Here is a 20,182-nt window from a genome sequence, read left to right on the forward strand (position 1 = left end):
GCGCCCCGCGTCCACCGTGACGCGGGGCGCTTTTGTTTCGCGCGCGGGGCAGGGCAGGTGTCGCGCCTAGGCTCTTGGCAAGCGTGCGGCGGCGTGGTTTCTGTGAGGGAACCAATCCGGGGAGGCAGGGCGCGATGGCGGCGACATTCAAGATGGTGGGCGTGATCCGCTTTTCGCTGCTGACGCCTACGTTCAATGCGGACCGCTATCCCGATCTGGAGGCGGCTGCCGCCGCGATCTTTGCGCCGGACCGTATGGCCCTGCGGCTTCATCTTTTTGAGACACTCTGCCTGCCCTCGCTTGTGCGGCAGAGCGATGCGGCGTTTCACCTGGTGGTGGCAACCTCAGATCGTCTCCCTGCGGCGATCTTGCAGCACCTTCAGGCGCTTCTGGCGCCGCATGATCACATGCAACTGATCCAGTTTGCCCCGGAGAACCACTATCAAATCCTGAAAGAAGCCTACCGCGCGGTGCCACAGCAGGGGGAGAGCCACCGCATCCTGTTTCGTCTTGATGATGACGACGCGCTGGATCGTCACTATGTGGCGCGCTGCAAGCGTCTGGCGGCGGGACTGGTGCCATTGCAGACCGAAGCCGTCTCTCCCATCGCGCTTGCGTTCAATCGCGGCTATTATCTGATCCGCGAAGAGGGTCAGCCGCCGGTGGTGATGGACAGTTGTGAACGTGCGCCGCTCTCGGCGGGGACGGCGCTGGTGCAGCCGGTCGCGGCGCGCGGAAATCCCTATCGTTACAATCACCGCAAGTTTGCGCAGCACTACACGCTCTATTCCGATATTTCCGTTCCATCCTTTGTGCGCACCGTGCATGGCGACAACCATTCGACCCCGGCGATGATGGGGCTCACGGCGCGACAGAGCGATGCGGAGATTGACGCCGATCTACAGCGCCATTTCGACCTCAGCCTGTCCGACCTTAAAGCGATTTGAAATGACCACATCCCTCAGCCCGAACCAAAGAGGCGCGCTCTTGATGCTTGGGAGCATGGCGTTCTTCACCTTCAACGATACATTGGTCAAACTGGTGGGGGAGACGGTTCCGCTCTGGCAGATCGTAACCGTGCGCGGCGTTCTGGCGAGCCTCTTGCTGTTGGGGTTGGCCCGGGCGATGGGTGCGTTGCGGTTTGATTTCAGCCGTCGGGACTGGGGGCTGGTGCTGGCGCGCTGCGCCACGGAAATGGGCGCGACCTATTTCTTTCTGTCGGCACTTCTGCAGTTGCCGCTCGCCAATGTCACCGCGGTGCTGCAAATGCTGCCGCTCACGGTGACACTGTGCGCGGCGCTGTTTCTGGGCGAGGTGGTCGGCTGGAAGCGCAGTCTTGCGATTGCGGTTGGCTTTATCGGGATGTTGCTGATCGTGCGGCCGGGCGGTGCCGATTTTGGACCGGCCACGGCCTATGCGGTGCTGGCGGTTGGGGTCTTGACGCTCCGCGATCTTGTGACCCGGCAGATGTCAGCCGCCGTGCCGTCCCTGACGGTGACGTTCCTGTCGGCTTTTGCGGTGATGCTCTTTGGTCTCGGGCTCGGGATCGGCGAGAGCTGGCAGCCAATGGGGCTGCGCGAATGGGGGCTTCTCGCTGGCACCTCGGTGCTGATCCTGCTCGCCTATCTTTTTGCCGTGATGACGATCCGCGTGGGCGAAGTTTCGGCGGTGGCGCCGCTGCGCTATACCGGGCTTGTCTGGGCTCTGCTGTTGGGCTGGGCGGTCTTTGGCGAATTCCCGTCCGGTCTCACGCTCCTGGGCGCGGTCATCGTGGTGCTGGCCGGGCTGTTCACGCTCCTGCGGGAACGTCAGGTGGCAGAAAACACCTGACGCACCTTGTCCTCGCGGATGGCAAAGCGGGCCTCGAATTCGCCGATTTGGGCGGGGGTGAGCGGGGCGAGATCGAGGGATTTGACCGGCTTTTGACGCGAGTCGTTGGAGCCATGCCAGCCGCGCACAAACATGGGCGCATCCGACAGGGTCACTGTAGGCATAAATCGCAGGATCTTGTGGTGGGCAAAGTTCATGATCGTGACCCTCGCCCCGCCCCGGACATACATGCCAAGGGCTGCGACGTTATAGGGGCTGTGGACCTCTGCGGCCTTGATGCCCTCGTCGCCAAACTCGGCGACATAGCCCATGTTGAAATCCACCGCGACGCTCTTGTGACGAGCCACAAGCCCGGGGCAATCGGCGATGGTGCTGCGCAAGCGTTCCACAAAATCGACCGAGACCGCATCATCGTCATCAAAGCGAAATTGCAGGCAGGGCGCAGTGGGATCGCGCCGCGCCCGGTTCAGAACATCCTTCATGATCTCGCGCTGACGCCGAGGGGGATGCTGCTCGATCCGCGCCTGCGGCATCCCCGAAATCAGATCGCGCAGGCGGGCCTCGTGCCGAGCGGGCAGGCAGCTGCCAATGACGATCACAAGGTCAAAATCCTGATCTGTCTGAGCGCGGAGCGAGGGTAGGGCGACCGTCTCAAAGAGGCGAAACCGCTCTTCAAGGCGGGCGTCGTCATAGAGGAAGGCAATGCGTTCGGCGTGGCTCTGGTGTTCGACCTGAAAGCCGCCAATGGCGGGATAGGAGAACCGGCACAGGCCAATCACTTGCATCTCGAAATCCCCTCGTAAATAATCCTGCGCGACTATGGCGGGCCGATCCCAACGGGGCAAGGCCTGCTGGCGGGGCATGTGTTGACATCCCGCGCGACTCTCAATATACGCGCGCTATCCGGCATGGGGGAAATCCCTCTGACGCCGAACTCATATCTGTAGTGGCTCAAGGTCAGGGCACTTTTTTCACCCTGACCCTCTGTAAACCCACCGCGACGTTCACCTCGGAATGGGAACGTTTGCGGTTTTTGCGTTTGCGCAGACGCTGCTGATGATCTCGCCGCACGGCGTCTGTCGTGCATGACCATGTGTTGCAAAACGGGGAATAACCGGAATGCCAACGATCCAACAGCTGATCCGCAAGCCGCGTCAGCCGAAAGTAAAACGCTCCAAGTCCATGCACCTGGAGCAGTGCCCGCAAAAGCGCGGCGTTTGTACTCGCGTCTACACCACCACACCGAAGAAACCGAACTCCGCTATGCGGAAAGTTGCCAAGGTCCGCCTGACCAACGGTTTCGAAGTGATCTCCTACATCCCCGGTGAATCCCACAACCTTCAGGAGCACTCCGTGGTTCTGATCCGTGGCGGCCGTGTAAAAGACCTTCCGGGTGTCCGTTACCACATCCTGCGCGGTGTTCTGGATACCCAAGGTGTTAAAGACCGTAAGCAGCGTCGCTCCAAGTACGGCGCGAAGCGTCCTAAGTAAGAAGAAGGATAAGCACAGATGTCCCGTCGTCACGCTGCTGAAAAACGCGAAGTTCTGCCCGATGCAAAATTCGGCGACCGCGTTCTCACCAAATTCATGAACAACCTGATGATCGATGGTAAAAAATCGGTCGCAGAGCGTATCGTTTACAACGCCTTTGATCGCGTTGAATCGAAAATCAAGCGCGCGCCCGTGGAAGTGTTCCACGAAGCTCTCGACAACGTGAAACCCTCCGTTGAGGTCCGTTCGCGTCGTGTGGGTGGTGCAACCTACCAGGTTCCCGTCGAAGTGCGCCCCGAGCGTCGTGAAGCGCTGGCAATCCGCTGGCTGATCACTGCGGCCCGTGGTCGCAACGAGAACACAATGGAAGAACGCCTCGCCGGCGAGCTCCTCGATGCTGTACAAAGCCGGGGTACTGCCGTTAAGAAGCGCGAAGACACTCACAAGATGGCAGAGGCCAACAAAGCCTTCTCGCACTATCGCTGGTAACTCTTCAGAGGCTTATCCAATATGGCACGCGAATATCCGCTCGAACTATACCGTAACTTCGGTATCATGGCGCACATCGATGCAGGTAAGACGACCTGCTCCGAGCGCATCCTGTTCTACACCGGCAAATCCCACAACATCGGTGAGGTGCACGACGGTGCAGCCACCATGGACTGGATGGAGCAGGAGCAGGAACGCGGCATCACCATTACTTCGGCTGCGACCACCACCTTCTGGGAACGCACCGAAGACGGCGAAACCGCTGACACTCCGAAGCACCGTCTGAACATCATCGACACCCCCGGCCACGTTGACTTCACCATCGAAGTTGAGCGCTCGCTGGCGGTTCTCGACGGTGCAGTCTGTGTTCTCGACGCCAACGCTGGTGTTGAGCCCCAAACCGAAACCGTGTGGCGTCAGGCTGACCGCTACAAGGTTCCGCGTATGGTGTTCGTCAACAAGATGGACAAGATCGGCGCAGACTTCTTCAACTGCGTTCGCATGATCGAAGACCGCACCGGCGCCCGCGCGGTTCCGGTTGGTATTCCGATCGGCGCAGAGAACGAGCTCGAAGGCCTCATCGACCTGGTCACCATGAAAGAGTGGCTGTGGCAGGGTGAAGACCTTGGTGCGTCCTGGGTCCAGGTCGACATTCGCGACAGCCTCAAAGAGATGGCTGACGAATGGCGCGGGAAGATGATCGAAGCGGCCGTCGAAATGGACGACGACGCGATGGAAAACTACCTGATGGACGGCGCAGAGCCCGACGTCGCGACCCTGCGCAGCCTGCTGCGCAAAGGCACGCTGTCGCTCTCCTTCGTACCGGTTCTGGGTGGTTCTGCGTTCAAGAACAAAGGCGTCCAGCCGCTTCTTAACGCTGTGATCGACTATCTGCCGAGCCCGCTCGACGTTGTGGATTACATGGGCTTTAAGCCGGGCGACGAAGAAGAAGTTCGCAACATTGCACGTCGCGCTGACGACGACATGGCGTTCTCCGGTCTGGCGTTCAAAATCATGAACGACCCCTTCGTTGGCTCCCTGACCTTCACCCGGATCTACTCCGGCGTGCTGAACAAGGGTGACTCGATCCTGAACTCCACCAAAGGTAAGAAAGAGCGCATCGGTCGTATGATGATGATGCACTCCAACAACCGCGAGGAGATCGAAGAAGCGTTTGCAGGCGACATCATCGCGCTGGCGGGTCTTAAGGACACCACCACCGGTGACACCCTCTGCGACGCCAAGGAGCCGGTGGTTCTGGAAACCATGACCTTCCCGGATCCGGTGATCGAGATCGCTGTGGAGCCCAAAACCAAGGGCGACCAGGAGAAAATGTCCCAGGGTCTGGCACGTCTTGCTGCCGAAGATCCGTCCTTCCGCGTCGAAACCGACCTCGAGTCCGGTCAGACCATCATGAAGGGCATGGGCGAACTTCACCTGGACATCCTGGTGGACCGTCTGAAGCGCGAGTTCAAAGTCGAAGCCAACATCGGTGCCCCGCAGGTTGCCTACCGCGAGACCATTGGTCACGAGGTCGAGCACACCTACACCCACAAGAAACAGTCGGGTGGTTCGGGTCAGTTCGCTGAGGTGAAGATGATCATCTCGCCGACAGAAGCTGGTGAAGGCTATTCCTTCGAGTCCCGCATCGTTGGCGGCTCGGTTCCCAAGGAATACATCCCCGGTGTTGAAAAAGGCATCAACTCGGTCATGGACAGCGGCCCGCTCGCTGGCTTCCCCGTGATCGACTTCAAGGTTGCCCTGATCGACGGTAAATTCCACGACGTTGACTCCAGCGTTCTGGCGTTCGAAATCGCAGCTCGTATGTGTATGCGTGAAGGCATGCGCAAAGCTGGCGCGAAACTGCTCGAGCCGATCATGAAAGTCGAAGTGATCACCCCGGAAGAATACACCGGCGGTATCATCGGCGATCTGACGTCCCGTCGTGGTCAGGTGTCCGGCCAGGAGCCGCGCGGCAACGCGATTGCGATCGACGCAAACGTGCCGCTGGCGAACATGTTCGGCTACATCAACACCCTGCGCTCCATGTCCTCGGGCCGCGCGCAGTTCACGATGCAGTTCTCGCACTACGATCCGGTTCCGCAGAACATCTCTGAAGAGATCCAGGCGAAATACGCATAAGCGTAACGATTTGGGGGAGTGCCGCCGCCGGCGCTCCCTCCCAAAGCTAAAAGGAGGCCATCATGGCTAAGGAAAAGTTTGAACGTAATAAACCGCACGTCAACATCGGCACCGTTGGCCACGTTGACCACGGTAAAACCACGCTGACCGCAGCAATCACCAAATACTTCGGCGACTTCCGCGCATACGACCAGATCGACGGCGCGCCGGAAGAAAAAGCCCGTGGTATCACCATCTCCACCGCCCACGTGGAATATGAAACCGACGCGCGTCACTACGCACACGTCGACTGCCCCGGCCACGCTGACTATGTGAAAAACATGATCACCGGTGCGGCGCAGATGGACGGCGCGATCCTGGTTGTGAACGCAGCCGACGGCCCGATGCCCCAGACCCGTGAGCACATCCTGCTGGCGCGTCAGGTTGGCGTTCCCGCGCTGGTCGTGTTCATGAACAAAGTGGACCAGGTTGACGACGAAGAGCTCCTTGAGCTCGTCGAGATGGAAATCCGCGAACTGCTGTCGTCCTACGACTTCCCCGGCGACGATATCCCGATCATCGCAGGCTCCGCTCTGGCGGCGATGGAAGGCCGTGACCCGGAAATCGGCGAAAACAAGATCAAGGAACTGATGGCGGCTGTGGATGAGTACATCCCGACCCCCGAGCGCGCTGTTGACCAGCCGTTCCTGATGCCGATCGAAGACGTGTTCTCGATTTCTGGCCGTGGTACCGTTGTGACCGGTCGTGTTGAGCGTGGCGTGATCAATGTTGGCGACAACATCGAAATCGTTGGCATCAAAGACACCACCACCACCACCTGTACCGGTGTGGAAATGTTCCGCAAACTGCTGGACCGCGGTGAAGCAGGTGACAACATCGGCGCCCTGCTGCGTGGTATCGACCGTGAAGCGGTTGAGCGTGGCCAGGTTCTGTGTAAGCCGGGCTCCGTGACCCCGCACACCAAATTCGAGGCAGAAGCTTATATTCTGACCAAAGAAGAAGGTGGCCGTCACACCCCGTTCTTTGCGAACTACCGTCCGCAGTTCTACTTCCGCACCACCGACGTGACCGGCACCGTGACCCTGCCGGAAGGCACCGAAATGGTGATGCCGGGCGACAACCTGAAGTTCGAAGTTGAACTGATCGCCCCGATCGCAATGGAAGACGGTCTGCGTTTCGCGATCCGCGAAGGCGGCCGCACCGTTGGCGCGGGCGTTGTGTCCAAGATCCTCGCGTAAGCGAAGATCCTCGCGCAAGCGACGACCAACACTAGAGAGGGCCTCCCCAAGCGGGAGGCCCTTTTTCGTGCGAGGCGCTGCCTCGCGCTCCGAGGTATTTGGGAAAAGGTGAAATGGGCCGTGTGATTTAATTAGATCGCGTGAAATTCATCTCTTGATTTGACCTGCGCGTCTGGCGCAAATCACCTCATGGTTGAATTTCTCTTTATTGTATTTCTGATTGGCCTTCTGGCCCTTCTCTTGCGGCGGGATCGCCGCAGGCGCGCCATTAAAATTGCAGTCATCGATGGCTCAAACCTATTGTATTGGAAGGGCGAGGCGCTGTCTTTGCAGCCGGTTCATGATGCAATCGAAGCGCTCGTCGCGGCAGGGTATCGTCCCTGTGTGATATTCGATGCCAATGCTGGCTATCTGGTGGCCGGGCAATATTTGGATGGTGCTCGCTTTGCCAAACTGCTGGGGCTCAGGGCGGCACAGGCCTATGTGGTGCCAAAGGGTGAGCCTGCAGACCCACATATCCTGAGGCTGGCGCGCGACAGCGGCGGGATCGTGGTCTCCCGTGACCGGTTTCGCGACTGGTCTGAGGAATTTGCGCCGGAGACCGCCTCGGACCGGGTGGTGCGCGGTGGCTATCGCCGGGACAAGCTCTGGCTCGACTTGCCGAAGGATAAGGTTGCCTGAAGGGGCAGGCGGGCGGGGCGTATCGCGCCTTTCGCGATCATAGACGCTCTGCGCTGTGCGATCCGAGAAGGTAGCTGCTCCGTCGGCGCGCGCGTCAATCCAGAGACCTTGGGGTCAGGCCTGTGTCGAAGATCACTGAATAATTACAAATATGCTGTGACGACGCGGCGGCAGAGTATCTGTGCCTCAGGCTGACGAGGCGGGAGGGGTGTCTCGCGGAGTAGTCAGTCAACAATTGGAAAGAGCCTGACTCGGGAGGCGTTTCTCTGTTCGGACCTGCGTGCCAGCCGTGTCGAAGCAATCGCATGTAGGCCCCGGATCAAAGAAGAATGATCGCAATTTATACGAGAGCGAGAGAAACATCATACACCTCTCGGTCTGGATCTTTCCGGGCCTGGCTGTTACGTCTCGAGCCCGACTAGGATGAGGAAATTCACATGCGTGCAGTATTGATGTTCGGTGCTTCGATTATTGTTTTAGCGGCTTGCAGCAGCGGCACTTCGGAAGGGCAAGTGTCCGTAAGTTATGATAATGGCGCGTTTTCAGGAAAGGCCGGCTCGAACTGGTCAGATGAAGAACTGCGCAGTAATTCTTTTGGAGTTCTCTGCGGCGAAGACGGCAAGGTCGCTGACCTTGCGATCTCCAGAGATAGCAAGGGCGTGGCCACGATCAGTGGTAAATGCGTGTAGCGACAGTAGGCGAGGTGCTGTCGGGGCCACCAGACGGTCAAGACGAGTTGCTTGGATTGCCTTGCAACCCCCTTGCCAAACCTCTGAGGAAGCCGTAAGGAGCGGCATCTCGCATTGCGAGACGAAGGCGGGGTGATTCCCGCCTTTTGGGTTCGATGAGGGTAGGTGATGAGCACTGGCCCTCCTCTCAACTCCAACGCCTGACTAAAAGGCTATACGATGCAAAGCCAAAACATCCGTATCCGGCTGAAGGCATTTGACTATCGTGTGCTGGATGCGTCCACACAAGAGATCGTCAACACTGCCAAGCGGACCGGCGCCCAAGTGCGCGGCCCGATCCCGCTGCCGAACAAGATCGAGAAATTCACTGTTCTGCGTGGTCCCCACGTGGACAAGAAATCCCGCGATCAGTTCGAGATCCGTACGCACAAGCGTCTTCTCGACATCGTCGACCCGACCCCTCAGACCGTGGACGCGCTGATGAAGCTCGACCTGGCTGCTGGCGTTGACGTCGAAATCAAACTGCAGTCATAAGATCGGAGGGTAATTCATATGCGCTCTGGTATTATCGCAAAAAAAGTGGGCATGACCCGCTTGTTCATGGAAGACGGCAAGCAGATCCCTGTGACCGTTCTTTCGCTTGATGGCCTGCAGGTTGTCGCTCAGCGTACCGAAGACAAAGACGGCTACACTGCCGTTCAGCTCGGTGCCGGTTCCGCAAAAGTAAAGCGCGTCTCCAAGGCGATGCGCGGTCACTTTGCGGCCTCCAAAGTTGAGCCCAAGCGCAAGCTGGTTGAGTTCCGCGTTCCCGCGGACGGCCTGATCGAAGTGGGCGCGGAAATCTCCGCCGAGCACTTCCTGGAAGGTCAAAAAGTCGACGTCACCGGTACCTCCATCGGTAAAGGTTTCGCCGGTGCAATGAAGCGCTGGAACTTCGGCGGTCTGCGTGCCTCTCACGGCGTGTCGATCTCTCACCGTTCCCACGGTTCCACCGGTCAGTGTCAGGATCCGGGCAAAGTCTTCAAAGGCAAGAAGATGGCCGGTCACATGGGCGCTGCACGCGTGACCACCCAGAACCTCGAGGTTGTCAAAACCGACGCCGATCGTGGTCTGGTCTTCATCAAAGGCGCTGTTCCTGGTCCGAAATCCGGCTGGGTCACCGTCAAAGACGCCGTGAAGAAGAAAGCACCCGAAGGTCTGCCGTTCCCGGCGGCTCTGAAGACTGCTGCTGAAGCTGCGGCTGAAGCACCCGCGGAAGGGGGTGAAGCATGAAACTTGACGTGATCAAACTGGACGGCGGCAAAGCGGGCGACATCGAACTGTCCGAAGACCTGTTCGGCCTGGAGCCGCGTGCGGACATCCTGCACCGTGTGGTCCGTTGGCAGCGCAACAACGCGCAGGCCGGCACCCACAAGGTGAAGACCCGCTCCGAGACCTCCTACTCCACCAAGAAGATCTACCGCCAAAAAGGCACCGGTGGCGCACGCCATGGTGACCGTAACGCGCCGATCTTCCGCAAAGGTGGTATCTACAAGGGTCCGACCCCGCGTAGCCACGGCCACGATCTGACCAAGAAATTCCGCAAGCTGGGTCTGCGCCACGCGCTGTCCGCCAAAGCAAAAGCGGGTGAACTGGTCGTGATCGAGAACGCAGAAGCCGAAGGCAAGACCGCCGCTCTGGCCAAGCAGGTTGCAAACCTGGGCTGGAAACGCGCTCTGGTCATCGACGGTGCTGCCGTCAACGAAGGCTTCGCTCGTGCCGCCAAAAACATCGAAGGTCTGGATATCCTGCCGTCGATGGGCGCAAACGTCTATGACATCCTGAAGCGTGACACCCTCGTGCTCACGAAGTCGGCTGTCGAAGCACTGGAGGCTCGTCTGAAATGAGCGCGAAGGCAGAACACTACGACGTGATCCGCAAGCCGATCATCACCGAGAAATCCACCATGGCGTCCGAAAACGGCGCAGTGGTGTTCGAGGTGGCAATCGACTCCAACAAACCGCAGATCAAAGAAGCTGTTGAGGCTCTCTTTGGTGTGAAGGTCAAAGCGGTCAACACCACCGTCACCAAGGGTAAGGTCAAGCGCTTCCGCGGCCAGCTGGGCAAGCGGAAAGACGTGAAAAAAGCCTACGTCACCCTGGAAGAAGGCAACACCATCGACGTGTCCACCGGACTCTGAGATTTGGTTGCTTGAGAATTGAGAAGGCCCCTGCGAAAGCGGGGGCCTTTTTTCGTGGTGCGATCTACTCGCTCAAAAACTCATCCAAGCGCGCTAAAATTCTATCTCGTGCAGAAGCTGGCAGGACGCACGGCCTTGCGATGTGCTCCAGAATAGCCTCTGCGCGTTCTCGCGGCCAATTTTTGCCCAGTAGCATGGTCTCCAATTGTCCCGCCAGCAGATCAATTTCACGTGGGTCTGTGACGTCTCTGGTGAAGGTGCTACGATAGGCATCTTCGCCGACCTGATCGATGTAGCGGGTTCGAATGGCGTCAATGAGTTCTTGCCAAACAGGGTTTCCGACCAAAAGAAATCGCTCATCAGGGCAGAGTTGCCCTATATGGATGCAGTTCAGCAGATGCTGTAGTTCTTCATCAGTTCCGAATATTTCAAGTTTCATGATTGACCTTATTAGAATGAATTCTGGATGAGATGTTGGCGTTGTGGTTTTTATCGTGCGCGCCTTCAAAGGGAGGCAAGCGGAAAAGAGTTAAGGTCGCCTGCCCGACCTTAGAAGAAGGCCAAATCATCGACGTGTCCACCGGACTCTGAGATTTGCCTGTCTGAGACTTGAGAAGGCCCCTCGCAGCGATGCGGGGGGCTTTTTCATTGCGTTTTTGCTGTTAGGTTTGTCGCATTATGTTTTGGGAGATTTCGGATGAACTATAGGTACCGACCGCTGCTGTTTTCACGTGATTGGTGGTGTACAGTGCTCGTTGGTGTCTCAATGACTTGCGGAATCGTTAGCATCTCTTGGAGGTCTTCAAACGGCGGCTTTCTGCCATCTGACGCATGGCACAGCTTAGGGGCACAAGTCGCATTGGGGTGGGCCTGCGTGACAGGAATAGGTACGTTTATTCTTGTGAATTCCAAAGCTGATCCCTTTAAAATTGGACGACGTCCTCTTGTGCGGCTCTTTTGGAATACTTTTGGAACTGCGTTTTTGGCTCATATAGGTTTTTTATCGGCCTTTACGACACCAGCAATGGTGTCCACATGGGTATCCTCCCAGTGGGAAGAGGCTGAGTATCAGGTGTTGAATCCACATGGTTCCAGCTCGCGACTTTGCGGAAAGCGGATGGATTTAGTAGATCGTTCTTCCTTTCAATACGAGCTTTGCGGAGTTCCAGACGTTTTGAGAGACAGTCTGGAAATTGGAAGCCGTGTGGTTGTTTCTGGGCGTAAAAACTGGTTTGGGATGGTCCCCGACACTATCAGGCGCGCTGAAGAACGTTAGGCCCTTGGGCTGCATACGGTGCCGCGTCCGTGAGAGGAGGCCAGGGGGAAGGCAAGGTGTTCAACTCGGCTGGTCCTAATCGAGCTTATACCTCGGTTGAAGAGGCGACAGGAGACGATGTCGTAAATACCGTTTCTTCCGGGTCAGGACCGCGAGGCGGAAGGGTCGTTGTCCCTGTGGATCCATTAACGAGATCGGGCTTTAGACTTTGACAACATATTGGGCAGCGGAACCATGTGGTAATTGAGCCAGGTCTGGGGGCTTTGCATAATCATTATTTGGGGCCATTGATGAATGAGATTTTGAAATGAGTTCGTTGCGGTGGTTTCTAATAGCTGGAGGCGCGATAGCTGTGTTGCTTTCTATATGGCTCGGGCCGCTGGTTTATGCAGTGCAAAGGGGAGGGGATACAGTTCGGACTACGATCGAATTGGAGCAGTCTCTTGGGTCCCGAGAGTATTCAAAATTCGAAATGGTTCTTGAAGGCGATCTTGGTTTTGCGTGCCAATCTCGCGAAGAAGGTGGCCGTTGTCGGCGATGGGAGGATGTTGAAAGGGTTCCCGAGCCAAACTTCATCGTGGTTGAACTTACGAATCGAAAAGACGGTAGATTAATTTTCGTAAGATCGCTTCCGGAGACTAGTTTTATTTTCAGTTCACGTGTCGGCGACGCTTATCATGATACTGAGACCCAAATCTTGGCAGTTCTTGGGAATAGTGTCGCGCGAGCCGAACGATACGCTCGCTTAGTGGGGAAGGAGCAGATCGCGCAATTGCGTTGAGATGAACTAGGGGGATGCCCGAATGTCCACTAAGGCCTCCCTCGGCGTTGGTTTATGTTTACTAGTCTGGCTCGCGAGTGCCGAATTATCAGATTGCCACCCCACCCAACCTCTGCTACACGGCATCAATCCTGACAGGCCTCGGATTCGTTCCGGGGCCGTTATCTTTGTCGGGACATTCGACCCAGGGACCTTCGGGGCCCTTCATCGGTCACCTGAACCCGGCGCGGATGCGCCAAGGCAGGGGGCTTTAACATAGCTGGGCCAAAGATAATAACCTAAGGCTCGGCACGCTAAACGGAAGACAGAAAGCATGGCACTTAAGTCGTATAAACCGACGACGCCGGGCCAGCGTGGGCTGGTTCTGATCGACCGTTCGGAGCTTTGGAAAGGGCGTCCGGTCAAGTCTCTCACTGAGGGTCTGACCAAATCGGGCGGCCGGAACAACACCGGACGGATCACTTCTCGCCGCCGTGGTGGTGGCGCAAAGCGTCTTTACCGGATCGTTGACTTCAAACGGAATAAATTTGATGTCGCCGCGACCGTCGAGCGCATTGAATATGACCCCAACCGGACTGCCTTCATCGCATTGGTGAAGTATGACGACGGCGAGCAGGCTTATATCCTCGCGCCGCAGCGTCTGGCAGTTGGTGACAAGGTCATCGCCTCCGCGAAGGCAGACATCAAGCCGGGCAACGCAATGCCGTTCTCGGGCATGCCGATCGGTACCATCGTTCACAACATCGAAATGAAGCCCGGCAAAGGCGGCCAGATCGCCCGTGCAGCCGGTACTTACGCTCAGTTCGTTGGTCGTGATGGTGGCTACGCTCAGATCCGCCTGTCCTCGGGCGAACTGCGCTTGGTCCGTCAGGAATGCATGGCCACCGTCGGTGCCGTGTCCAACCCCGACAACTCCAACCAGAACTACGGTAAAGCCGGTCGTATGCGCCACAAAGGCAAGCGTCCGAGCGTCCGTGGTGTGGTTATGAACCCGATCGACCACCCCCATGGTGGTGGTGAAGGTCGGACCTCCGGTGGTCGTCACCCGGTGACCCCATGGGGTAAGCCGACCAAGGGTAAGCGCACCCGCAACACCAACAAGGCGTCGCAGAAGCTGATCATCCGCTCGCGTCACGCTAAGAAGAAAGGGCGCTAATCTATGACTCGCTCTGTATGGAAAGGCCCCTTCGTCGATGCTTACGTGCTGAAAAAAGCCGAAGCAGCGCGCGATTCCGGCCGCAATGAAGTGATCAAGATCTGGTCCCGTCGTTCCACCATTCTGCCCCAGTTCGTGGGTCTGACCTTTGGTGTGTACAACGGCCAGAAGCACATTCCTGTCAACGTCACGGAAGACATGATCGGTCAGAAGTTCGGTGAGTACTCCCCGACTCGGACCTATTACGGTCACGCCGCTGACAAAAAAGCGAAGCGGAAGTAAGTCATGGGCAAGGATAAAAACCCCCGCCGCGTGGCAGACAACGAAGCAATGGCAAAAGTCCGCATGCTTCGCACCAGCCCGCAGAAACTGAACCTGGTGGCTCAGATGATCCGTGGCAAGAAAGTGGACAAGGCTCTGACCGACCTCACTTTCTCCAACAAGCGGATCGCGCAGGACGTGAAGAAATGCCTTCAGTCCGCCATCGCGAACGCCGAAAACAACCACAACCTTGACGTCGATGAACTGATCGTCGCCGAGGCATGGGTCGGCAAGAACCTGACCATGAAGCGCGGTCGCCCGCGGGCCCGTGGTCGTTTCGGCAAGATCCTGAAGCCGTTCGCTGAGATCACCATCAAGGTGCGTCAAGTTGAGGAGCAAGCCTAATGGGACATAAAGTCAATCCGGTTGGTATGCGCCTGCAGATCAACCGCACCTGGGACAGCCGCTGGTACGCTGACACCAAGGACTACGGTGATCTCCTCCTCGAGGACATCAAGATCCGTGAGTTCATCAAAGAAGAGTGCAAGCAGGCCGGTGTTGCCCGCGTGATCATCGAACGCCCCCACAAGAAGTGCCGTGTGACCATTCACACCGCGCGTCCGGGCGTGATCATCGGCAAAAAAGGCGCGGACATCGAAGTTCTTCGCAAGAAGATCGCTTCCATGACCGACTCCGAGCTGCACCTCAACATCGTTGAGGTTCGCAAGCCGGAGCTCGACGCACAGCTCGTTGGCGAGTCCATCGCTCAGCAGCTGGAGCGCCGTGTGTCCTTCCGCCGCGCGATGAAGCGGGCCGTGCAGAACGCCATGCGCATGGGCGCCCTGGGTATCCGGGTGAACGTCGCTGGTCGTCTGGGCGGTGCAGAAATCGCACGTACCGAATGGTACCGTGAAGGTCGTGTGCCGTTGCACACCCTGCGCGCAGACATCGATTACGCACACTCTGAAGCATCCACCCCCTATGGTATCATCGGTATCAAGGTCTGGATCTTCAAAGGTGAGATCATGGAGCATGATCCTCAGGCGCGTGATCGCAAGGCTCAGGAACTCCAGGACGGTCCGGCACCTCGCGGTGCAGGCGGTAACCGTCGTGGCGATCGCTAAGGAGAACGCGACATGCTTCAGCCAAAGCGTACTAAATTCCGCAAGATGCACAAAGGCCGGATCAAAGGCCTCGCAAAAGGCGGTTCCGACCTGAACTTCGGCACCTACGGCCTGAAGGCAGTGACACCCGAGCGTGTAACCGCCCGTCAGATCGAAGCTGCACGTCGTGCAATGACCCGTCACATGAAACGTCAAGGTCGTGTCTGGATCCGTATCTTCCCAGACACCCCGGTGACCTCCAAGCCCGTCGAAGTGCGTATGGGTAAAGGTAAAGGCTCCGTGGACTTCTGGGCGTGCAAAGTGAAGCCGGGCCGCGTGATGTTTGAAATTGACGGCGTCAATGAAGACATCGCCCGCGAAGCTCTGCGCCTCGCAGCCATGAAGCTGCCGGTTCAGACCCGCATCGTGGTGCGCGAAGACTGGTAACTCCGGTTTTCCGTAACGGATAGAACCCCCCGCCAGTCATCTGGCGGGGGGTTTTTTTGTTCGTGCATGTGTAGGCCAGGTTGCCGGTCGGAAAGGCCAGCGGCACGTCTTCGCATCTGCCTGTCCTTTTGAGGCGCCGTTTGTAAATCCGGTGCATCCGGGGCGCCGTTGCGGGCGAGATTTGCGAAAGGCTGATGGAAGCTTATGCAAGTGTTCACTAAATGTTCTTATTCTGGGTGGCGGATCAGGCGGTGACTCTCACCGCCACGTCGTTCAGGAGGCGAGAGCATGACATCCAAGAAATGCATTCGGCTATCCGTCACCGGCCTGTGCCTCGCCGCTCTGATGTCCTGTTCGGACACCCCGATCCGCCTCGAGAGCGCGGACCCCGCCGCAGTCACGCGGATCAGCCAAGCGCCCTATCGCTATCAGCACGTAACCTATTGGACCCTCGCCAATGGATGCACCTATTCGCGTGGGTTTTCAGGTCGGGGTGGATGGCGGTGGTTCTTGGTGGGCAACCCGATGTCACCGGACCAAGGTGTGGTCCACGAGGGCTGTACATTTGTTTTTGATGCATCTGATTAAAAAGCAAATGAGCTACACGCTGCGTTTGGGACTTTGGGGAACTTTTCCTTCAGCTTTATCAAATATGCTGCGCTCCAGAACAAAAGAGAGAAGGACGCTCCCGGATGAAATTTGTAACCAGTGTTGCCACCGTTTTTGCCCTTGGCTTTGCCGGGGCTGTGCAGGCCGCCGATGTCACTTTGCTGACCGAAGACTATGCGCCCCTCAACTTTGAGCGGGATGGCCAGATCGTTGGCCTTGGCGCGGATCAGGTGTTTGAGATCATGAGCCGGGCGGGCATCGCCTATGAGGCGGAATTGACCCAGTGGTCCCGTGCGATTGGTCAGGCGGAACGCCGTCCCAACACCTGCGTGTTCAGCACCACGCATACCGAAGAGCGTGATCCCAAGTTCCAATGGGTTGAGCCGCTCGCCAGCGATAGCACCATCCTCGTGCGTAAAGCTGGCAGCGACATCGCTCCAGCAACCATCGAAGACGCGCGCAGCTATCGCACCGGAACCCAGACCGGCGACTACACCGTCGGTGTGCTCGAAGAAGCCGGTTTTGAATCTATCGACCTTGCGCCAACCCAATCGGCCACGGTGAAAAAGCTGCTGCAGGGTCGGATTGACCTGATGATCACCTCCGGCTCTTTCCTCGAGGCGGCACTCGCCGATGGGATCGAGATTGAAGAGGCGCTGGTGGTTTCCACAACCACCATGTCGCTGGCTTGCAGCCTCAAGACCGATGAGGCGCTAATCGCGCGGATGCAGGACGCACTGCAGAGCATGATCGACGACGGCACTCAGGCCGAAATCATCGCGCGTTACGAATAAGTCGCGTCCTAAACCTATTTTGGTTTCGCAGCGCGCATGCTCGGTTCAGGGCATGCGCGTTTGCGTTTCAAAAGGCAGGGCGCGGCCAGCGCACAGCGGCATCAAGCGCTCTCGCCAAACCTGGCGCGCCTGCGCTAAGAGAGCATCATGGCCCAGATTGATTCCCTCTTCGTGACCCGCCTTTATCGTGCTGCGCTCTCCGAGCACGGCCCCAAAATTGACCCGCAGGAAATGGAGGCGTCGTGCATCGCGATCGCCGAAGATGATGAGGCGGGGCAGGACTGGTGCGAGGAAAATGGCTATCCCGGCTATACGTCCTATGCGTCGCTCACCGATCTGCCCTGGCGGTTCCCGATTTTTGCTGATCTGGTCAAATCTCTGGACGCCCATGTCGCAGCCTTTGCGCAGGATCTCGAGCTCAATCTCGACGGGCGTGATCTGAAGCTTGAAGATCTGTGGATAAACATCCTGCCTGAGGGCGGCACCCACGCCAGCCACATTCACCCACATTCGGTGATTTCCGGCACCACCTATGTCTCGATGCCTGACGGCGCGTCGGCGCTCAAGCTCGAGGACCCGCGCCACGCGATGATGATGGCGCATCCGCCGCGCACCAAAGACTGCCGCCGTGAGCTGCGCAGCTTTGTCTATGAGGCGCCCAATGTGGGCGATGTCCTGCTCTGGGAAAGCTTCATCCGCCACGAGGTGCCCATGAACATGGCCGAGGACGAGCGGATTTCCGTCTCCTTCAATTACGCTTGGGCCTGATCGCGTGGGACCGATTGTAAAGCGCTGAAAAACCTGCATAGCTTCTCGGACATCCTGTCCGAGAGGCTTTTTCATGGCGCGGCGTTCCCCTTTTGAAATTGGTGGTTTCCATATTCCGCCCGGCACCCGGCGCACCGTTGATCTGCCGGTGAGCGTGCTGTCGGATCACACACCGGTCAATATGTCCGCGCATGTGATCCATGGCAGCGAGGATGGCCCGACGCTCTTTGTGTCTGCGGCTATCCACGGCGATGAGGTGATCGGAGTGGAGATCGCCCGCCGCCTGTTGCGCAGTCGTCAGTTTGCGCGCCTGCGGGGCACCCTGATCGTGGTGCCCATCGTCAATACCTTCGGGTTTCTCAATCATTCCCGCTATTTGCCGGATCGGCGCGACCTCAACCGCTGCTTTCCCGGCAGCGAGGGAGGCTCGCTCGCCAGCCGCCTCGCGCATCTTTTTATGACAGAGATCGTGGCGCGCTCGGATCTGGGGATTGACCTGCACTCCGCCGCGATCCACCGCACCAACCTGCCGCAGATCCGTGTCTCACCCAAGGCTCAGGATACGCTTGCCTACGCCGATGCCTTTGGCGCGCCGGTGGTGATCCGCTCGGGGCTGCGGGATGGCTCTCTGCGCAAAGAGGCGCAAAAGGCCGGGGTCGATATTCTGCTCTACGAAGCGGGGGAGGGGTTGCGGTTTGACGAGCAATCCGCCCGTGTTGGTGTCGCCGGGATTTTGCGCGTGATGCATGCGCTCGACATGATCCCCGAGGATGGCGTGCCACTGGCCGAAGGCGTGCCGGTTCGCGCCGCGGACTCGGCGTGGGAACGCGCGCCCGCCGGCGGATTGCTCCGTGCCTATAAAACCACTGGCGAGATGGTCGAGGCCGGAGATGTACTCGGGATCGTTGCCGACCCCTTTGGCGAAGAGGAAATGGAACTCACCGCAAGCCAGACGGGTCTTATCATCGGGCGCGCCAATATGCCCATTGTGAACGAGGGTGACGCGCTGTTTCACATCGCCAGCGTGAACTCCGCCACCGCCGAACAACAGATCGAAACGCTCAACGCGCAGCTTGATGGCGCGGCGATGTTTGACGAGGATGAGATCATCTAGGCTGCTGAAGCGTCACAAGGCGCGTGCAAAGAGGCCGATGATCCGGGTCATCTTTTCGCGGGGCAGGGCGGTTGGTTCGACCTCAAAGCGGGCCATGTAGCCGCGCATTTCTTTCAGCTCGAGAAACTCCTCGAGCACGCGATAGCGTTTGCGGTCGCGGTAGTCATCAAAGAGGATCGTGACCTTCTGGGTGCAGCGCAGCATCGCGGCCAGGGCGCAGGCGACCCGAAACCGGCCGTCAATCAGGATCAGATCCGGGTGCTGAAAGCCGTCGATATCCCAGATCGAGAGCGGGTATTTGTGATAGCGGTGGTGCTGCTCGGTGTTCACCGGCAGGCCCCACTTCCCGGTCTTGCCGATGTTGACGTAGTGCAGATGCGGCAGAGAGGGGACATCGTTTTCTTCAAAGTAGCGCTGCATCATCTTGTGCCAGTCGCGGCTGCTCTCGACAGAGTAGAGCGTCTTGCCTGGCATCTCGGCGCCGAGCACGGTGGATCCGCCGCTGCCATACTCCAGAATGACGTCTGCATCCTTGTAATGACCCTCGACCCAGTCGCAGACCTCCGGCGCAAAGGTCAGCCTTGGCCGCTCAATCCGGGGTTCACGGGTCTCAGACGCTTCCATACCGATGGCCTTTGTCATAAATCACCTTATGGGTTTGTGGTGTGGGCTGGTCAGGACAAAGTCAAGCCTGCGCAAATATGTGGCTCTGGTTTGCGACGCCCTGCTGCCCAGCGGACAAGCGTTGCGATCTTTCCCTTGCCCTTCTGGCATGGCTCCTGTAGAGGGACGCATCGCTCACCGCAATTCGCGAGTCGGATTGTGTCGGGCGATTCTTTTTCTGCACAATCTGTGCAGACGACATAACCCACCAGGGCAAAGGGTGACCCACCATAAGGGGCCCTCTGGTGCCAAGGAAAGGAACGCAAGGCGATGAACGCCAAGGATCTGCGCGACAAGACCGTGGACGAGCTCCGCGACGAACTCGCAAACCTCAAAAAAGAGAGCTTCAACCTGCGCTTTCAACAAGCGACCGGTCAGCTGGAAAACACTGCAGGCATCAAAGCGGCTCGCCGCAACGCTGCTCGCGTGAAAACCATCCTGAACGAAAAAGCTGCAGCAGCAGCTGAATAA

25 protein-coding genes are annotated in these 20,182 nt (G+C 58.2%); 22 read left to right on the plus strand and 3 right to left on the minus strand.

What is annotated here, in order from left to right:
* Positions 1-134: 134 nt before the first annotated feature.
* Together ACZ1HH_RS01205 and ACZ1HH_RS01210 are read left to right on the plus strand one after the other, a co-directional pair.
* Positions 135-947, plus strand: coding sequence for a putative rhamnosyl transferase (locus ACZ1HH_RS01205; protein WP_472637088.1), 813 nt, complete (start codon positions 135-137; stop codon positions 945-947).
* Position 948: 1 nt separating this feature from the next.
* The gene (locus tag ACZ1HH_RS01210; protein WP_472637089.1) at positions 949-1,830 is read left to right on the plus strand and encodes a DMT family transporter; all 882 of its coding nucleotides are present in this window, start codon (positions 949-951) and stop codon (positions 1,828-1,830) included.
* On the opposite strand, the gene ACZ1HH_RS01215 is transcribed toward ACZ1HH_RS01210, so the two are convergent.
* Complete coding sequence (locus ACZ1HH_RS01215) at positions 1,809-2,615, minus strand: putative rhamnosyl transferase (RefSeq protein ID WP_472637336.1); 807 nt, start codon at positions 2,613-2,615, stop codon at positions 1,809-1,811. The genes ACZ1HH_RS01210 and ACZ1HH_RS01215 overlap by 22 nt on opposite strands.
* A gap of 334 nt (positions 2,616-2,949) precedes the next feature.
* On the opposite strand from ACZ1HH_RS01215, the gene rpsL reads away from it, so the two are divergent.
* The 10 genes from rpsL (at position 2,950) to ACZ1HH_RS01265 (ending at position 10,739) form a co-directional block, all read left to right on the plus strand.
* Positions 2,950-3,321, plus strand: coding sequence for a 30S ribosomal protein S12 (rpsL, locus tag ACZ1HH_RS01220; protein WP_005621086.1), 372 nt, complete (start codon positions 2,950-2,952; stop codon positions 3,319-3,321).
* 18 nt (positions 3,322-3,339) lie between these two features.
* A complete protein-coding gene (gene rpsG / locus ACZ1HH_RS01225; protein WP_005621089.1) occupies positions 3,340-3,810 on the plus strand; it encodes a 30S ribosomal protein S7 in 471 nt (156 codons plus the stop codon).
* A gap of 21 nt (positions 3,811-3,831) precedes the next feature.
* On the plus strand, positions 3,832-5,952 hold the full coding sequence (gene fusA / locus ACZ1HH_RS01230; RefSeq protein ID WP_472637090.1) for an elongation factor G: 2,121 nt from the start codon (positions 3,832-3,834) through the stop codon (positions 5,950-5,952).
* Positions 5,953-6,014: 62 nt separating this feature from the next.
* Positions 6,015-7,190, plus strand: coding sequence for an elongation factor Tu (tuf, locus tag ACZ1HH_RS01235; protein WP_472636680.1), 1,176 nt, complete (start codon positions 6,015-6,017; stop codon positions 7,188-7,190).
* Between the two features lie 189 nt (positions 7,191-7,379).
* Positions 7,380-7,871 carry an NYN domain-containing protein gene (locus ACZ1HH_RS01240; RefSeq protein WP_472637091.1) on the plus strand — a complete coding sequence of 164 codons (492 nt, stop codon included), beginning with the start codon at positions 7,380-7,382 and terminating at the stop codon, positions 7,869-7,871.
* 437 nt (positions 7,872-8,308) lie between these two features.
* On the plus strand, positions 8,309-8,560 hold the full coding sequence (locus tag ACZ1HH_RS01245) for a hypothetical protein (RefSeq protein ID WP_011537607.1): 252 nt from the start codon (positions 8,309-8,311) through the stop codon (positions 8,558-8,560).
* Between the two features lie 219 nt (positions 8,561-8,779).
* Positions 8,780-9,094: a 30S ribosomal protein S10 gene (rpsJ, locus tag ACZ1HH_RS01250; RefSeq protein WP_005621947.1), complete on the plus strand. Its 315-nt coding sequence runs from the start codon at positions 8,780-8,782 to the stop codon at positions 9,092-9,094.
* An 18-nt stretch (positions 9,095-9,112) separates the two neighbouring features.
* Positions 9,113-9,832 carry a 50S ribosomal protein L3 gene (rplC, locus tag ACZ1HH_RS01255; protein ID WP_005621928.1) on the plus strand — a complete coding sequence of 240 codons (720 nt, stop codon included), beginning with the start codon at positions 9,113-9,115 and terminating at the stop codon, positions 9,830-9,832.
* Positions 9,829-10,446 carry a 50S ribosomal protein L4 gene (rplD, locus tag ACZ1HH_RS01260; protein ID WP_011537608.1) on the plus strand — a complete coding sequence of 206 codons (618 nt, stop codon included), beginning with the start codon at positions 9,829-9,831 and terminating at the stop codon, positions 10,444-10,446. The genes rplC and rplD overlap by 4 nt, the downstream gene beginning before the upstream one ends.
* Positions 10,443-10,739: a 50S ribosomal protein L23 gene (locus tag ACZ1HH_RS01265; RefSeq protein WP_009176651.1), complete on the plus strand. Its 297-nt coding sequence runs from the start codon at positions 10,443-10,445 to the stop codon at positions 10,737-10,739. Before rplD ends, ACZ1HH_RS01265 begins: the two co-directional genes overlap by 4 nt.
* A gap of 64 nt (positions 10,740-10,803) precedes the next feature.
* On the opposite strand, the gene ACZ1HH_RS01270 is transcribed toward ACZ1HH_RS01265, so the two are convergent.
* Positions 10,804-11,178: a hypothetical protein gene (locus ACZ1HH_RS01270; protein WP_472637092.1), complete on the minus strand. Its 375-nt coding sequence runs from the start codon at positions 11,176-11,178 to the stop codon at positions 10,804-10,806.
* A gap of 1,931 nt (positions 11,179-13,109) precedes the next feature.
* Here ACZ1HH_RS01270 and rplB point away from each other — a divergent pair.
* From rplB to ACZ1HH_RS01315, 9 genes are all read left to right on the plus strand, one after another.
* The gene (gene rplB, locus ACZ1HH_RS01275) at positions 13,110-13,952 is read left to right on the plus strand and encodes a 50S ribosomal protein L2 (RefSeq protein ID WP_005621914.1); all 843 of its coding nucleotides are present in this window, start codon (positions 13,110-13,112) and stop codon (positions 13,950-13,952) included.
* Between the two features lie 3 nt (positions 13,953-13,955).
* Complete coding sequence (gene rpsS, locus ACZ1HH_RS01280) at positions 13,956-14,234, plus strand: 30S ribosomal protein S19 (protein ID WP_011537612.1); 279 nt, start codon at positions 13,956-13,958, stop codon at positions 14,232-14,234.
* Positions 14,235-14,237: 3 nt separating this feature from the next.
* Positions 14,238-14,618, plus strand: coding sequence for a 50S ribosomal protein L22 (gene rplV, locus ACZ1HH_RS01285; RefSeq protein WP_009176439.1), 381 nt, complete (start codon positions 14,238-14,240; stop codon positions 14,616-14,618).
* Positions 14,618-15,337 carry a 30S ribosomal protein S3 gene (gene rpsC, locus ACZ1HH_RS01290; RefSeq protein ID WP_005621904.1) on the plus strand — a complete coding sequence of 240 codons (720 nt, stop codon included), beginning with the start codon at positions 14,618-14,620 and terminating at the stop codon, positions 15,335-15,337. The genes rplV and rpsC overlap by 1 nt, the downstream gene beginning before the upstream one ends.
* Positions 15,338-15,349: 12 nt before the next feature.
* A complete protein-coding gene (gene rplP / locus ACZ1HH_RS01295) occupies positions 15,350-15,763 on the plus strand; it encodes a 50S ribosomal protein L16 (protein ID WP_005621901.1) in 414 nt (137 codons plus the stop codon).
* A 288-nt stretch (positions 15,764-16,051) separates the two neighbouring features.
* Positions 16,052-16,351, plus strand: a complete 300-nt coding sequence (locus ACZ1HH_RS01300; protein ID WP_472637093.1) for a hypothetical protein — start codon at positions 16,052-16,054, stop codon at positions 16,349-16,351.
* Positions 16,352-16,455: 104 nt separating this feature from the next.
* Complete coding sequence (locus ACZ1HH_RS01305) at positions 16,456-17,166, plus strand: substrate-binding periplasmic protein (RefSeq protein ID WP_011537614.1); 711 nt, start codon at positions 16,456-16,458, stop codon at positions 17,164-17,166.
* Between the two features lie 147 nt (positions 17,167-17,313).
* Positions 17,314-17,934 carry a TIGR02466 family protein gene (locus ACZ1HH_RS01310; RefSeq protein WP_011537615.1) on the plus strand — a complete coding sequence of 207 codons (621 nt, stop codon included), beginning with the start codon at positions 17,314-17,316 and terminating at the stop codon, positions 17,932-17,934.
* 73 nt (positions 17,935-18,007) lie between these two features.
* Positions 18,008-19,048 (plus strand): succinylglutamate desuccinylase/aspartoacylase family protein, encoded by a 1,041-nt coding sequence (locus ACZ1HH_RS01315; RefSeq protein ID WP_011537616.1) that lies wholly within the window; start codon positions 18,008-18,010, stop codon positions 19,046-19,048.
* A gap of 12 nt (positions 19,049-19,060) precedes the next feature.
* Here the strand turns inward: ACZ1HH_RS01315 and ACZ1HH_RS01320 are convergent, their stop codons facing one another.
* Positions 19,061-19,690, minus strand: coding sequence for a hypothetical protein (locus ACZ1HH_RS01320; protein WP_472637094.1), 630 nt, complete (start codon positions 19,688-19,690; stop codon positions 19,061-19,063).
* A 291-nt stretch (positions 19,691-19,981) separates the two neighbouring features.
* On the opposite strand from ACZ1HH_RS01320, the gene rpmC reads away from it, so the two are divergent.
* Positions 19,982-20,182, plus strand: a complete 201-nt coding sequence (rpmC, locus tag ACZ1HH_RS01325) for a 50S ribosomal protein L29 (RefSeq protein WP_005621881.1) — start codon at positions 19,982-19,984, stop codon at positions 20,180-20,182.

The organism is Epibacterium sp. HA2-3, from assembly GCF_055693725.2.

What these genes read in the sequence shown, in the direction of transcription:
- ACZ1HH_RS01205 (WP_472637088.1), top strand. Translation starts at nt 135, where the DNA reads ATGGCGGCGACATTCAAGATGGTGGGCGTGATCCGCTTTTCGCTGCTG.
- ACZ1HH_RS01210 (WP_472637089.1), top strand. Translation starts at nt 949, where the DNA reads ATGACCACATCCCTCAGCCCGAACCAAAGAGGCGCGCTCTTGATGCTT.
- ACZ1HH_RS01215 (WP_472637336.1), bottom strand. Translation starts at nt 2,615, where the DNA reads ATGCAAGTGATTGGCCTGTGCCGGTTCTCCTATCCCGCCATTGGCGGC.
- rpsL (WP_005621086.1), top strand. Translation starts at nt 2,950, where the DNA reads ATGCCAACGATCCAACAGCTGATCCGCAAGCCGCGTCAGCCGAAAGTA.
- rpsG (WP_005621089.1), top strand. Translation starts at nt 3,340, where the DNA reads ATGTCCCGTCGTCACGCTGCTGAAAAACGCGAAGTTCTGCCCGATGCA.
- fusA (WP_472637090.1), top strand. Translation starts at nt 3,832, where the DNA reads ATGGCACGCGAATATCCGCTCGAACTATACCGTAACTTCGGTATCATG.
- tuf (WP_472636680.1), top strand. Translation starts at nt 6,015, where the DNA reads ATGGCTAAGGAAAAGTTTGAACGTAATAAACCGCACGTCAACATCGGC.
- ACZ1HH_RS01240 (WP_472637091.1), top strand. Translation starts at nt 7,380, where the DNA reads ATGGTTGAATTTCTCTTTATTGTATTTCTGATTGGCCTTCTGGCCCTT.
- ACZ1HH_RS01245 (WP_011537607.1), top strand. Translation starts at nt 8,309, where the DNA reads ATGCGTGCAGTATTGATGTTCGGTGCTTCGATTATTGTTTTAGCGGCT.
- rpsJ (WP_005621947.1), top strand. Translation starts at nt 8,780, where the DNA reads ATGCAAAGCCAAAACATCCGTATCCGGCTGAAGGCATTTGACTATCGT.
- rplC (WP_005621928.1), top strand. Translation starts at nt 9,113, where the DNA reads ATGCGCTCTGGTATTATCGCAAAAAAAGTGGGCATGACCCGCTTGTTC.
- rplD (WP_011537608.1), top strand. Translation starts at nt 9,829, where the DNA reads ATGAAACTTGACGTGATCAAACTGGACGGCGGCAAAGCGGGCGACATC.
- ACZ1HH_RS01265 (WP_009176651.1), top strand. Translation starts at nt 10,443, where the DNA reads ATGAGCGCGAAGGCAGAACACTACGACGTGATCCGCAAGCCGATCATC.
- ACZ1HH_RS01270 (WP_472637092.1), bottom strand. Translation starts at nt 11,178, where the DNA reads ATGAAACTTGAAATATTCGGAACTGATGAAGAACTACAGCATCTGCTG.
- rplB (WP_005621914.1), top strand. Translation starts at nt 13,110, where the DNA reads ATGGCACTTAAGTCGTATAAACCGACGACGCCGGGCCAGCGTGGGCTG.
- rpsS (WP_011537612.1), top strand. Translation starts at nt 13,956, where the DNA reads ATGACTCGCTCTGTATGGAAAGGCCCCTTCGTCGATGCTTACGTGCTG.
- rplV (WP_009176439.1), top strand. Translation starts at nt 14,238, where the DNA reads ATGGGCAAGGATAAAAACCCCCGCCGCGTGGCAGACAACGAAGCAATG.
- rpsC (WP_005621904.1), top strand. Translation starts at nt 14,618, where the DNA reads ATGGGACATAAAGTCAATCCGGTTGGTATGCGCCTGCAGATCAACCGC.
- rplP (WP_005621901.1), top strand. Translation starts at nt 15,350, where the DNA reads ATGCTTCAGCCAAAGCGTACTAAATTCCGCAAGATGCACAAAGGCCGG.
- ACZ1HH_RS01300 (WP_472637093.1), top strand. Translation starts at nt 16,052, where the DNA reads ATGACATCCAAGAAATGCATTCGGCTATCCGTCACCGGCCTGTGCCTC.
- ACZ1HH_RS01305 (WP_011537614.1), top strand. Translation starts at nt 16,456, where the DNA reads ATGAAATTTGTAACCAGTGTTGCCACCGTTTTTGCCCTTGGCTTTGCC.
- ACZ1HH_RS01310 (WP_011537615.1), top strand. Translation starts at nt 17,314, where the DNA reads ATGGCCCAGATTGATTCCCTCTTCGTGACCCGCCTTTATCGTGCTGCG.
- ACZ1HH_RS01315 (WP_011537616.1), top strand. Translation starts at nt 18,008, where the DNA reads ATGGCGCGGCGTTCCCCTTTTGAAATTGGTGGTTTCCATATTCCGCCC.
- ACZ1HH_RS01320 (WP_472637094.1), bottom strand. Translation starts at nt 19,690, where the DNA reads ATGACAAAGGCCATCGGTATGGAAGCGTCTGAGACCCGTGAACCCCGG.
- rpmC (WP_005621881.1), top strand. Translation starts at nt 19,982, where the DNA reads ATGAACGCCAAGGATCTGCGCGACAAGACCGTGGACGAGCTCCGCGAC.